This is a genomic window from Brackiella oedipodis DSM 13743, assembly GCF_000621025.1.
In the GTDB taxonomy this organism is placed as follows: Bacteria; Pseudomonadota; Gammaproteobacteria; order Burkholderiales; family Burkholderiaceae_B; genus Oligella; species Oligella oedipodis.
The window spans coordinates 19,229-32,803 of sequence record NZ_JHZJ01000009.1; the positions used below are offsets into that span (position 1 = coordinate 19,229).

General features: G+C 46.8%; 11 protein-coding genes. 1 reads left to right on the forward strand and 10 read right to left on the reverse strand.

Annotated elements, in window-relative coordinates; genetic code table 11:
* Positions 1-18: 18 nt before the first annotated feature.
* Positions 19-570: an NUDIX hydrolase gene (locus tag Q335_RS0100110; RefSeq protein WP_028356871.1), complete on the reverse strand. Its 552-nt coding sequence runs from the start codon at positions 568-570 to the stop codon at positions 19-21.
* 30 nt (positions 571-600) lie between these two features.
* Positions 601-2,067, reverse strand: a complete 1,467-nt coding sequence (cls, locus tag Q335_RS0100115) for a cardiolipin synthase (RefSeq protein ID WP_038369098.1) — start codon at positions 2,065-2,067, stop codon at positions 601-603.
* Between the two features lie 64 nt (positions 2,068-2,131).
* On the opposite strand from cls, the gene Q335_RS0100120 reads away from it, so the two are divergent.
* Positions 2,132-3,193 (forward strand): asparaginase, encoded by a 1,062-nt coding sequence (locus Q335_RS0100120; protein ID WP_051532177.1) that lies wholly within the window; start codon positions 2,132-2,134, stop codon positions 3,191-3,193.
* Between the two features lies 1 nt (position 3,194).
* Here Q335_RS0100120 and Q335_RS0100125 read toward each other — a convergent pair whose 3' ends face one another.
* From Q335_RS0100125 to queA, 8 genes are all read right to left on the reverse strand, one after another.
* Positions 3,195-4,400: an MFS transporter gene (locus tag Q335_RS0100125; RefSeq protein ID WP_051532178.1), complete on the reverse strand. Its 1,206-nt coding sequence runs from the start codon at positions 4,398-4,400 to the stop codon at positions 3,195-3,197.
* A gap of 233 nt (positions 4,401-4,633) precedes the next feature.
* Positions 4,634-5,938: an MFS transporter gene (locus Q335_RS0100130; protein WP_028356875.1), complete on the reverse strand. Its 1,305-nt coding sequence runs from the start codon at positions 5,936-5,938 to the stop codon at positions 4,634-4,636.
* 210 nt (positions 5,939-6,148) lie between these two features.
* On the reverse strand, positions 6,149-7,462 hold the full coding sequence (locus tag Q335_RS0100135) for a hypothetical protein (RefSeq protein ID WP_028356876.1): 1,314 nt from the start codon (positions 7,460-7,462) through the stop codon (positions 6,149-6,151).
* 394 nt (positions 7,463-7,856) lie between these two features.
* Positions 7,857-8,795: a protein translocase subunit SecF gene (secF, locus tag Q335_RS0100140; RefSeq protein WP_028356877.1), complete on the reverse strand. Its 939-nt coding sequence runs from the start codon at positions 8,793-8,795 to the stop codon at positions 7,857-7,859.
* A gap of 2 nt (positions 8,796-8,797) precedes the next feature.
* Positions 8,798-10,720, reverse strand: a complete 1,923-nt coding sequence (gene secD, locus Q335_RS08745) for a protein translocase subunit SecD (protein WP_051532179.1) — start codon at positions 10,718-10,720, stop codon at positions 8,798-8,800.
* A gap of 64 nt (positions 10,721-10,784) precedes the next feature.
* A complete protein-coding gene (gene yajC, locus Q335_RS0100150; protein WP_028356878.1) occupies positions 10,785-11,126 on the reverse strand; it encodes a preprotein translocase subunit YajC in 342 nt (113 codons plus the stop codon).
* Between the two features lie 91 nt (positions 11,127-11,217).
* Positions 11,218-12,357, reverse strand: a complete 1,140-nt coding sequence (tgt, locus tag Q335_RS0100155) for a tRNA guanosine(34) transglycosylase Tgt (protein ID WP_028356879.1) — start codon at positions 12,355-12,357, stop codon at positions 11,218-11,220.
* A gap of 72 nt (positions 12,358-12,429) precedes the next feature.
* Entirely contained in the window at positions 12,430-13,569 is a 1,140-nt protein-coding gene (queA, locus tag Q335_RS0100160; protein WP_084493480.1) for a tRNA preQ1(34) S-adenosylmethionine ribosyltransferase-isomerase QueA, read from the reverse strand.
* Positions 13,570-13,575: the final 6 nt, after the last annotated feature.

Genomic DNA, 13,575 nt, shown 5'->3' on the forward strand with positions numbered 1-13,575 from the left:
GTTGCAGAGGCGCTTAAATTAAGCCGCGTTCTGCAGTAGCCAATGTTGCAAGGCAATCAATGATTTAGCGTCGGTGATCTGATCATTTTGCAGAGCTTGCTTGACCTCTTGGCGACTCAGTAGGACTGTATCGACAAACTCGTCCTCATCACTGGCGACTTGGCTATTTTTTTGGAGCTCTGTGGCCTCGTATAAATACATAAGCTCATCGCAAAAGCCCGGTGCCGTATAAAACGTATGTATTAACTTGACCTGTTGGGCGGTGTATGGCGTTTCTTCGGCGAGTTCACGCAAGGCACAAGTCTCTGGCGCTTCGCCTTTGACATCCATTTTGCCCGCGGGCACTTCTAGCAAGATCTGTCCGGTCGGGTGCCGATATTGACGCACTAAAATCACTTGATCATCTGGGGTGACAGCCAGAATAGCGACGGCGGGACAGTGCCGCACGACTTCGCGGCTGGCTGGCTTGCCATTGGGCAGCGTTACCGTATCGACATACACATCGACGATTTGCCCCTTAAAGATTTCTTGGCTCTGGGTGGCTGTTTCTATGAGATGTGAATCAGACATATAGATTTCCTGAAAATGCAGATTCTATCATTATAAGATAGGTGAGAATAAACGCGCGGTGGCTTCAATCAGCCTATCGACAAAGGATTTCTCTTTGAGTGTTAGGGCTTGGGCAGATTGCAAACATTGCTCGAATTCTTGGATCAGCTGGTCGGTGACATCAGCCCCATAACAAGCCACCATTAATTCAAAGTTTAAATAAAAACTACGATTATCAAAGTTTGAGCTGCCTATAAAGGCCGTTTCGTGGTCAATCACCATATGTTTGCTGTGCAGCATCCGTGGCGTGTAAGCATAGACGTTGACGCCTGCTTTGAGCATATCTTCGTACCAAGACTGGCTCGCTTGTTCAACAATAAAACTATCGGGTTTTTGTGGTACCAAAATACGGACATCGACCCCACGTTTGGCCACAGAAGTCAAGGCATGTAGGGCCGAGATGTCTGGAATAAAATACGGTGTTGTTAAATAAATAAATTCTTTGGCTTGGTAAATGGCATTGACCATCACTCGCAACACAGGGGCATATTGATTATCTGGACCGGCTGGAATCAGCTGCATGGGATAGGTCACTGCGACATTGGCGTTGCTAGCCTCTGCATGAGTAGCCGCATGTGTTTTTTTGTGCTCAGTTTCGTAGGCAATTAACTCCACAAAGGAATGCAAATTTTTGCGCGTCGAATACGCCCAGTCTTCGGCAAAGAGTAATTCAAACCAATCTACAATAGGGCCTTTGACACGCATATGAGCGTCGTGAAAAGCCTCAGGATTAAATTTGAGATTCTCTTGGTCGGTGATGTTAACCCCTCCAAAAAAGGCCACCTGACCATCGCAGATGGCAATTTTGCGATGATTGCGCATATTAATTAATGATTGCAAACGTCGAAAATTAATATCGTGGAAATATTCTAAATGGCCGCCAGCCTCTGTAAATTCGCGCATATATTTACGGGTGGTTCTCCAGGAAGCAAGCGCGTCAATAAGCAGATAAACTTGGACCCCCTGACGTGCTTTTTTGGTGAGGAGTTCCTTGAAGAGTTGGCCCGTATGGTCTTTATTAAAGGTGTAGTACTCCATCAAGATGAGGTACTGTGCTTGATCAATCGCCTCGTATAGCGCTTGGAAGGTCTCGACGCCACCAGAAAGAACCTGAAAATCCGTGGCATAAGAAGCGGCATAATCGGTGAGTGATTCGGCCAGACAACTCAGCTCTTGATGGTGTGACTCTAGCACGAGCCCGTTTTGATTGTGTTGTTGTAAGTCAGGGTGACTACGGACCTTTTGTTTGCTGAGATTACGATAGTGCTGTTGGCGTTTGATCTTGCGCGGACCGAAAATATAATAAATGACAATTCCGAGACCCGGTAGGATGGCTAAGCAGAAGACCCAAGCGATAGTGGACGCGGGTGGGCGTTTTTCAAGAATGACCCAAGCGGCCAGTACGACGGCATAAATACACCAGACTAAGCCGATCCAAAAGTGCCAACTATCAAGCATGCAATTCACCTTTTTAGAGCTTTAGAAGTAGCAGTAATGAGCGCAAGTTACTTGGCTTACCGCCATGAAAAAATCCAAAGTTGCTTTAATTTGCATTATTCTATACCGAGTCCATGTCAATCATATGAAGTTTATGAGTAAACCTAAAATCGCTATTGCTGCCCTAGGCGGCACTATTAGCATGCTACAAAATCAAGAGGCCAGCCAAGGCGTCAAACCACAACTCACCGCACAAGACTTAATCGCCGCTGTGCCGCAATTGGCGTCAATCGCAGAGATCAGGGCACAGACCATCGCTTCAGTGGCCAGCGCTTATATCCGTTTTGAGCATGTATTGGCGTGCTTGGATTGGGCGCATCAAGCCGTGCAGGCGGGCGCTCAGGGCCTGGTTATCACCCAAGGTACCGATAGCCTCGAAGAGACGGCTTTTTTACTGGATTTATTATGGCCGCATCCAGAGCCCATCATTCTTATGGGCGCCATGCGCTCACCGCAAGCCTTGAGTGCGGATGGCCCCGCGAATCTGTATGCAGCTGTTTTGGCGGCTTTGGCGCCCAACAGTCGTCAACGGGGTGTGATGGTGCTGATGAACGATAGTATTTTTGAAGCGCGATGGGTTCATAAAGCTCATGCTACGAATTTAGCAGCGTTTAGTAGCTGGACTGGCGCCGCAGGGATGGTGCTCGAAAACGCTGTGCATTACTTTAAAGACGTGCCTAAACGCCAAGTGTTTGCAAGGCCGCCACAACTTGATAAACAGGTGTTATTGTGGACGCATAGCCTCGATGAAAATATTTCGGGGTTGGCGCAACTCATGCAGTCAGATCACTATGCAGGTGTAGTGTTGGCAGGGATGGGTTCAGGCCATTGCGATGATCGAAGCGCCAAGGTTTTGCATGACATTGCTGCCCATAAAGCCGTGGTCATGGCCTCACGCACGGGCGCTGGTAGCACCACGCTTAGGACCTATGGCTATGAGGGGGCAGAAATTGATCTACAAAGTAAAGGTGTCATTATGGCGCAGTGGCTAGCGCCGCTCAAAGCCCGTTTGTTATTAACGTTATTGTTAAGCTTAGAGCTGCCACTAAGCCGTTTTAGTGATTACCAAGCAAGCTTAGTTTATTAGCTTAGAGCGGGTGATTGCCATAGGTTTTTTTGTCAAAAAAGGCCAAGAGGGCGGCGCCTAATGAGCAGAGGCCAGCAATGCTGATGACTACCATGATATTCGTCTGAGCCAACAACAGACCACCGACAGAACTAGCAATCATAATCGAAAAATTATAAGTGGCCACCTGCATGGAGATACTGATGTCGCGGCCCTTATTGACGTTGCGCACAATGGCGGCTTGATTGGTCGACAAAATACCATAACCCAAGCCCCACAGCACAAAGGCCAGATGGCTAATGAGCGGTGTCCCCTTAAAGACGACCAACAACAGCATAGAAAGCGCTGTCATGGCAAATAAAATCACCGTCAGTTGCTGAAAGTATTGATCAATCCAGCGAGCAGCGATAAAAATCGTCGCAATTGCGCCCACCCCAAATAAGAAAAGTGCCGTTGGCACACCGCCCATAAATTGACTATCGCGAACCAAGACGGTGATATAAATATAGCCAGCATAGGCACCAATCACCCCAAAGCAGGTCAGCACCAATGCACTCACAACATAACGGTTTTTGAGCATGGACCAGACGGTTTCACTATATTTATGTGAGACCCCCTCAATAGAGGGTAAATAACGGTAAGCTAAGTACAATTGCGTCAGCAAAATGAGCGCAATCATAAAGAATTCCACCCGCCAGTGAGTCCACAAACCAATCGAACTAATAACCGGCATACCAATGCTGGTCGCTAAAGACGTGCCAGAAAATATAATAACGGTGGCACGGCCTTGATAACGACGATCCACCAAACGCATGCCATACGTCCCGATCATAGGCCACATAGTACCGGCGCAAACCCCTGCAAGCATACGGCAAGCGGATGTCAGATAAAAACTCGAGGAGATGGCAATAATGAGATTGCATACAGCAAAACCTGCTAAGAGTGTCATTAGCAGCGTCTTGCGATTGCATTTTGCCGTTAGGGCAATCATAGGAATGGCACAAAGTGCGGCTGGGAAAGCATATAGCCCGACCAAGTTACCCGCTTGAGCCACACTTACACCCAATGACTGCGCCATTTGGGGCAGTATGCCGCTGGGAGAAATCTCTGAAATCACGGCCATAAAGGTGACAGAAGACATGATGCATAGTACCCATAAAGGCAATGGGCGACGATCATAGCCCATAGTATTGGGCGCCGTCTCTGGGTTGGCTTGCTCAGTATCCATGCGTTAACTCCTAAGGTTTATATAGTTATTAGTGGTCGTAAGAGCGTTAGCATCGCTAGTATTGAACCTTAACGGATAGCAACAGTCGTTAAGGCGTTTTGAGACGCACTCGCTGTCAAGGAGTGCGATGAAAAAACAAAAGACCATACAAAAAACCACCTGTAAACAGATGGTTTCTTGTGTTTAAAAAGCGGTTTGCCCCCTGGGGCAGGTATTTGAAACTATTATACGATTTAGTTTTTTTCTTTGTCAAAGTATTTGGATTCTCTAGGAATCGCAAGACTGCAAACAAAGCAAATGATTAACATGATCACCACATAGACATAAAAGGCTTGTTCGTGACCAATATCTTTGAACCAGATCGCAATAGCAGGTGCTGAGCCTCCAAACACCGCATTCGCCAGTGCATAGGAGAAGCCAACCCCTAGCGCACGAATATGAGCGGGGAAAAGCTCAGCTTTGACAATGCCACTGATTGACGTATAAAAGCTCAAGAAGAACATCAAAGACATAATAAGCAGTGTTAATAGCACGGCGCTGTCTTTGACGGCTGGCATGGCCCATACCATGACGGGATAGGTCAATATAGCTAAACTCACACTGAAGATCAGCATAAACTTGCGGCGTCCTAATTTATCTGCGAAATGTCCAAACACGGGTTGGATGCACATTAAGAAGAAGAGGGCGATCGTCATCATGATAGAGACGTCAGAATCCTCTAGCGTACCAAAATGTGAGATATAGGTTTTGGTGTAAATAGTGAGTACATAAAAGGTCAGTGAACCGGCACCGGTAAGACCGACTACCGTTAGGAATTCACGCCAGTGCTCTTTAAACAAATTACGCAAAGTACCTGATTCACCCTTGTGCTTGGTTTTGTTTTCGTCGGATAGCGTCTCTTCTAGGCGACTACGTACCAACAATGAAAGTAAGCCGCAAACACCTCCAATCACAAATGGTAGGCGCCACCAACCATCACTCAGCTGCTCTTTAGAGAGGGCATACAACATAATCGTCGAGACGGCGCTGGCAATCAATTGACCGCCCACGAGGGTGACGTACTGGAATGAAGCATAGTAACCGCGGCGGTTTTTGGTGCCAACCTCACTCATATAGGTGGCCACCGTACCATACTCACCACCCACGGATAAGCCTTGTAGTAAGCGAACTAATAATAAGAGAATTGGCGCTATTTCACCAACACTGTTGTAGGTCGGTAAAATGGCGAATAAGAACGAACTGATCGCCATCAGTAAAATAGCAATCATCATGGAATGTTTGCGGCCATGTTTGTCGGCAATGGCGCCAAATAGCCAACTACCGATTGGACGCATAAAGAAACTTGCGGCAAACACACCCCATACATAAATCAGTTGGGTAGAATCCGACATATGCGGCGATGCCAGCGCATGTTGGAAATACGGCGCGAACATGGCATAAATATAAAAGTCGAACCACTCTACAAGATTACCCGTGGCCGCACCGACCACTCCCCGAATACTCTTTCTTTTTTGGGCCTCACTAACATGTGTGCTCATAAAAGCTCCTTTGATGCTAGGTCTCAAAAGTCTGACCTATGATTAATAATAAAAATGACGACAGCTCTGTTATTAGAAATATCAAAAGTAGTTTACAAGAAGTCAGGGCATGTCACTCTAATCACAAGTAGCTAGACACAAAATAAAAAGCAGAGAAGATAGGGGGCGCCTAAATTCTCTGCCTTTTGCCAAATTTTGCCGTAGCGTGATCTAGAACTCGTAACCGATTCTTGCCGCAAAGCCCCAGGCGTGGTTGTTACGCCCATCCACACTATAGAGGCTACTGCCATTATCACTACCTTTTTGGCCTTTAGCATTGTGGAATTTGAGATATTGGGCCCCTAAAGCTACACTCCAACCACTATTAGGTGCCTTGTAGGCAACGCCGGCGCCATACCCCATGAAGCCATCATAAGGACCCAAGACGCCCGGATAGTTACCGGCACCGGAGTCATGGGTGAGCATGATATTAGCGGCCCATTGTTCATTAAAGCGATAGCCAATGCCGCCGGATACCGTAAATTGGTCTTTTTGGTAGCGTAAGACTCGGAAACCTTTGGGGTTGATAGGGTTTTTGCCAAGCGCCCCTTGGGTTTGAGTGAGGTGAGCAAAGGTTTTTGGGGTACCTGTGACTTGTTTCCAGTTGACCCAACGCAAGTCAGCAAATAATAAGGTGTTAGGTGCAATCCCCGTTTGTAGGTGGAGGTTAACGTTTTGCGGACTGCGGAATTTATAAGTGGTTTTTTCGTCGAAGTAGGGGTTGCGATTATGGTTGTAAGCGGCCCATAGAGCACTTGTGCCCCATTCATTGGCGCCTGAACTATGGTGAATGGAGGAACGATATGTCACAGAAGCACGCATAGCGTACTCTGGAATAGAGTAGGACATACCTGCGACCCAGCCCCAGCCATTGGAGGGTTTGGTTTTTACATCGTATTGACCATAACCTTGGGCTAAGCCATTATCAACCCCACGCACTGCTAAACGGTTCCAGCTTCGATCGTAAGCCGGGCCGCCATAAATTTCAAAATTAGGGGTGACGTGATACCCCAATAACAGTGTTAAGTTGTGCGAGATAAAGTTAATTTGCTGCGTTGAACCGTCGCTGTTGTAATATTGACCATTGCCATGAGCGTCAGTGGCACCTTCACCACTACGAAAACGAGCCTTACCCCCAAATGGTTGGTCATACAAAATGCCCAAATCAAACTGATCAGATAGTTTGAGTTTAAGAGAGGCCTGTTGGAAAAATTGATTCTGAGAAATCTTACCTAAGCCACCGCCACTAAATTGGGTGCCGCGAGGCGCTCCTGGAGGTGCATATTTATCTGGCGCCTTACCACGCACAGAAGGGAGTACCCAACTCAAACGGGCTTCAGCGAAGTTATTTTCGTGAAAAAAGCTCTCGATGGATTGGCCGGTACGATCAAAACCCGCCGCCTGCGTATTGGCAAAGGGTAAAATGCCACAGCATAATACTAAGCCGTGTGTACTTGCTAATTTAAAAGTTTTGCTCTTTAGCATAGTCCTGTCTCCCGTGGATAGATTTGATTGTTGTTGATTGTTGTATTTTTTGCGTATTGGTATCTATTGTCTGAACTATGTAAAAAATCGTAAATAGCCACAAACCTTAATATGGCTATCCCTAGGAATTCAAAATTTCCTATTTTTGCGTCTTATTTTTATAAAATTTATTAAAAAACAAAGCGTTAAGAGGGCTAGCAAACATAGAGATCTCTGCCGAACACGTCGCAGTTAACAGCACTGTGGTTTTTTTGTAAATGGTAGGACAATCTAGCTGCTGGGTTTGAGCCTTACCCACGCAATGGGTTGAGGGCTTGTACAAAAAATTGACAACATAAAACCCCCTGTGCCTTCGGCGACAGGGGGTGATAACTAACACTCTCACTAAACAGAATTAACCCATCAATTCTTGAGCGGGGTCTTCTCGCTTAGGTGATTTGACCATATCCTCGCGTTTGATACCTAGCCACATCGCAATTGAGGCCGCGACAAACACTGAAGAGTAAATACCGAACCAAATACCGATGGTCAAGGCTAAACTGAAATAGTGTAAGCTGGGACCGCCAAAGAAGAACATGGTCAAGACCATCATTTGCGTTGAGCCATGGGTAATAATCGTTCGTGAGATATTTTGAGTGATGGATGAGTTGATGACCTCCACCACTGAGGTTTTGCGTTGCTTTTTGAAGTTCTCTCGAATCCTATCCATAATCACGACGGATTCATTGACAGAGTAACCCAAGACGGCAAGCACTCCAGCCAGTACAGGCAAGGAAAACTCCCACTGGAAGAAGGCAAAGAAGCCCAAAATAATCACAACGTCATGAAAGTTCGCAATCACGCCAGCAATCGCAAACTTCCATTCAAAACGAAAGGCCAAATACAAAATAATACCTAAGGCAACAAATAGGAAAGCCTTAATTCCATTGGTATAGAGCTCATTACCGACTTGTGGACCTACAAATTCAACGCGTTTAGCGGTGACTGCAGAACCTTGGTCGCGTAAAGCCTGTAGCACTTTCTCGCTTTGTTCGGCCGTGCTGACGTCTTTGACTACCGGCAAGCGAATCATGACATCACGTGAGGTACCGAAGTTTTGTACTTGGAAGTCTGAGTAATTGAGACTCGTAAGAGCATTGCGAACTTGGTCTAAGTCAGCAGGTTCCTCATAGGTGACTTCCATGACAGTACCCCCCGTAAATTCAATCGAGAGATTAAAGCCACGAGTAGCAATAAAAAATACCGCTAATGCAAAGGTAATTAAGCTAATAATATTTAGCACCAAGGCATATTTCATGAACGGTATGGTTTTGTGGATACGAAATACTTCCATGCTTATTTACCTTTTTTTGTATCAGTGTGAGTGCCTTGAGGTTCAATGGCCTTAGCCGTTGACGGTGTCCACACCGTACCGATAGAAATGTTTTTGAGTTTTTTGCGACCGCCATACCAAAGATTAACAATGGCTCTGACGCCGACTACGCTAGAGAACATTGAGGTCAAAATACCCAGACAATGCACGACCGCAAAGCCACGAATCGGGCCTGGTCCACTAAATGCCAAGAGCGCTAAACCCACAATGAGGGAGGTTAAGTTAGAGTCTAGAATGGTGGCCCAAGCACGATCAAAACCTTCATTAATGGCTTTGTGGGGGCTAGCACCATTGCGTAACTCTTCGCGAATCCGCTCATTAATCAAAACGTTGGCGTCAATCGCCATCCCTAGAGTTAGGGCAATAGCAGCAATCCCCGGTAAGGTCAGCGTAGCTTGGAGGGTTGACAAAACGCCTAATAAAATCAACACATTGAAAGACAAGCCTAAGGTAGAGAAAATGCCAAACAAGTGATAATAAATTATCATAAAGATGGCAATCCCAATAAAGCCATAAAGCGTTGAGTTAAAGCCTTTTTTGATATTCTCAGCACCTAGGCTAGGACCGATGGTACGTTCCTCAATAATAGACATGGGTGCAGCAAGGGATCCAGCGCGTAATAACAGGGCCGTATCTGCCGCTTGTTGTGGATCCATAGACCCAGAGATCTCAACTTGACCGTTGGGGATCTCACTGCGAATGACAGGTGCGGTGACGACCTGACCCTTGCCGTTTTCGAATAGGACAATGGCCAAGCGCTTACCAATATTGTTGCGAGTGGTTTCGCGGAAAATGCGAGCACCTTTGTCGTCGAGTGTGAGGTTGACAGTAGGTTGTTGGGTTTGTTGATTGCGGCCTGACTGGGCGTTTTCGAGATTTTCGCCGGTTAAGATAATCTGCCGACGCAAAAGCAACTTACGACCGTCCGTATCCTTGAATTGCTCGAGACCAAAAGGCACTGTACCAGATGCCATCGCGGTTTGTGCGGCGGGCGAATCATCCACCATGCGTAATTCTAGAGTGGCAGTACGACCGAGGATTTCCTTGGCTTTGGCGACGTCTTGAATCCCAGGTAACTGCACGACAATCCGGTCATTGCCTTGTTGTTGAATCACGGGCTCGGCCACACCAAGCTCGTTAATACGGTTATGGAGCGTGATGATGTTTTGTTTGAGCGCCGTATCTTGGATGTGTTGAATTTCTGAGGGTTTGATGGTGGCAATCAAATTGTAAACACCCTCATCGTCCTTATTGCTGTAATCAAACTGAGGTAAGCTGTTGCGCAATGCCTGCAGGGCCTTGTCACGCTGCTTGGCGTCTGTAAAGGTGGCCGTAATCGTTTGCTCGTTGCGTGATACCTCTTTAGCTCTAATGCCTTGGGAGTTTAGCTGGTTGCGAATATCCGTCGCGAGCGAGTCATAACGGCTTTTGAGGGCGCCCTCCATATCCACTTTGAGCAAGAAGTGAACACCGCCGCGTAAGTCCAAACCTAAGAACATAGGATTCGCGCCAATGGCACTCAGCCATTGCGGCGAGCTCGGTAATAAGTTCAGGGCTAACGTATATTCAGGCTCTTCAGCATTAGCGTTGAGGGCTTTTTCAAGATGGTCTTTGGCTTTGAGTTGCAAGTCTGTATTTGCAAAGCGAATGCGGATCGTGCCGATATTGTTATTACTTTGAAAAAAAGCGCCTGTGTAAGGGATCTGAGCCTGTTCGAGTTCTTTCTCGACGACAGGCAGTAATTCCGGTTCGATTTTTTTGGTGACGTTGGCGCTAGAGATTTGAACCGCGGGAGATTCTCCAAAAAAGTTCGGCAGGGTATAGAGAATACCAAAGATGAGCACAACGGCTACAAGAATATATTTCCAGATGGGGTAACGATTCATGCCAGACTCTTATAATAAAGAGGACCCGGCCAGAGGGCCGGGTGAATTAAGAAACTACAAGATACTACAGAGATTTGATGGTGTTTTTTGGTAGCACACTATTGACGGCACTACGTTGAACGATAATTTCTATAGGTTGATCAAATTTGCGGCTAATATCCACATGGATGTAGTTTTCGGAGACCTTGGCGATACGGCCTAAAATACCGCCGTTGATGACGACTTCGTCACCAATGCCGAGCGCTTCTACCATTGCTTTGTGTTCTTTTTGGCGTTTCATTTGTGGGCGAATCATAAAGAAATACAAAGCCACAAACATAATAATGATGGGTAAGAAGCTCAAAAATCCCGCTTGCTGTGATTGTGCTTGCGCAATGACAGAAGAAAACAGAGGGTGTAATGACATATATACTCCAGTTTAAAAGTATTGCTAGGCAATAGTAGTTAATAATTCGTAATAGATTTAACAGTAATTAAGCATTGTAGCGTTTTTAGACTTATGCTATGCCTTTTGCACGGTCTTCTTTGAATTGTTTTTGCCAGGTCCCAAAACGATTTTCCTCAAGCGCTTGGCGAATCTCTGTCATCAGATTTAGGTAGTAATGCAAATTATGTAAGGTGTTCAAGCGAGCCCCCGTGATTTCATTGGATTTTTGCATATGATGCAAATAAGCACGTGAGAAGTGTTGACAGGTGTGGCAAGTGCAGCTTGGGTCAAGCGGGCGAGGATCATCCTTGTAGCGCGCATTGCGAATCTTGAGGTCGCCATAGCGTGTAAAGAGCCAGCCATTGCGCGCATTGCGAGACGGCATTACGCAGTCGAACATATCCACCCCTTGAGCCACCGCTTCGACCAAGTCTTCGGGTGTGCCCACACCCATTAGATAGCGAGGCTTATCGTCGGGTAAACGATGAGCGATAAATTCTAGAATACGCTGCATATCTTCTTTGGGTTCACCCACAGACAGGCCGCCAATCGCGTAGCCATGAAAACCGATATCGGTGAGTCCGCGTAAGGATTCGAGTCGTAAATCCTCGTACATACCGCCTTGCACAATGCCAAAAAGCGCATTGGGGTTGCCTAAACGCTCAAACTCATCTTTAGAGCGCTGCGCCCAACGTAAGGAGCGTCGCATAGAATGTGCGGCCACTTCGGCACTCACCGCTGCTCCATTGAGTTGATAAGGGGTGCATTCATCCAGGACCATCACAATATCGGAGTTTAGATCCTTTTGAATTTGCATAGAGATTTCAGGCGACAAAAATAAGCGCTCGCCATTGATCGGAGAATAAAAGGTCGTGCCTTCTTCTTTGATTTTGCTACGTAAGTCACTCAAACTAAATACCTGGAAACCGCCAGAGTCTGTGAGGATAGGTCCGTGCCATTGCATAAAGTCATGCAAGCCACCGAATTGCTTGATGATTTCGGTACCTGGCCGCAACCATAAATGAAAGGTATTGCCAAGAATCACTTGCGAGCCAATCTCTTTGAGTTCGTGCGGCAACATCGCCTTGACGGCTCCATAAGTGCCGACAGGCATAAACATAGGCGTCTGGACGGTGCCATGATTGAGGGTTAACGTAGCGCGACGTGCTTTGCCGCTGGTGTTTAAGACCTTAAAAGATAAACCAGTCATGTCAGTGTTGGATTTCTGAAAGTCGCACTAGGACTAGCTAGTGCCTTGATTTTAAAAAGGAACAATAGGATTTTAGCGCGGTTCTATAAACATGGCGTCGCCGTAACTAAAAAAGCGATAGCGCGCTTCGATGGCATGTGCATAGGCCTGCTTAATGGTGTCAATGCCCGCTAAAGCAGAGACCAACATTAAAAGCGTTGATTGTGGCAAGTGAAAATTTGTGAACAAGCCATCAATCACTTTGAATTGATAACCCGGCGTGATGAATAGGCGCGTGTCATCGCTATGCGGAATGGGACAACGTTGCGGTGCTTGCGGATCCTGATCTTGCAGTAAACCGCCTTGACTCGCGGCCGATTCTAAGGCCCGAAGACTGGTGGTGCCCACGGCAATCACGCGACCGCCTAGGCGTCGAGTCTGGGCAATCGCTTCTGTGACTGAGGCATCAACACGATAACGCTCGGCATGCATAATATGGTCTTTGATGTATTCAACGCGAACTGGCTGGAAGGTGCCAGCGCCGACGTGTAAGGTCACATAACAGCTATGAATGCCAAGCTCTTTAAGTGTTTGGAGCATGGCTTCATCAAAGTGCAAACCTGCCGTTGGCGCGGCGACAGCGCCAGGATCTTTAGCGTATACCGTTTGGTAACGTTGTTCATCGCTGCTATCATCATCGTGCTCAATATAAGGCGGTAAAGGCACATGCCCATATTGATCGAGAATATCCAAGATGGGCTGTGTAAAGCGCAAAGCGAATAAATCATCTTCGCGGCCGGTCACCATGGCTTGGATTTGGCCATCGGCAAAATACACGGTGCTTCCTGGTTTAGGGGCTTTGGCCGCACGCAGATGGGCTAAGGCATGATAATCATCGATTAACCGTTCTATTAAGGCTTCTAATTTGCCACCGCTGGCTTTCTGCCCATATAAACGTGCCTTAATCACTTTGGTATTGTTAAAAACCAAGAGATCATTAGGTTTTAGGAGGCTAGGAAAGTCGATAAATTGCCGATCATGATATTGCCCTTGCGAATCAATATGTAAAAGGCGGCTCTGGTTGCGTTGCTTAGCCGGACTTTGGGCGATCAGTTCGCTAGGCAGATGATAATCAAAATCTTGCAGGGTGAAATTAGGCGCAGTGGCAGGCACGCTCTGGGCGTGGGCTAAGTGCTGGCTGGCCTCTACATCCCTTGCTTGTGGATCCTTCATAGATGG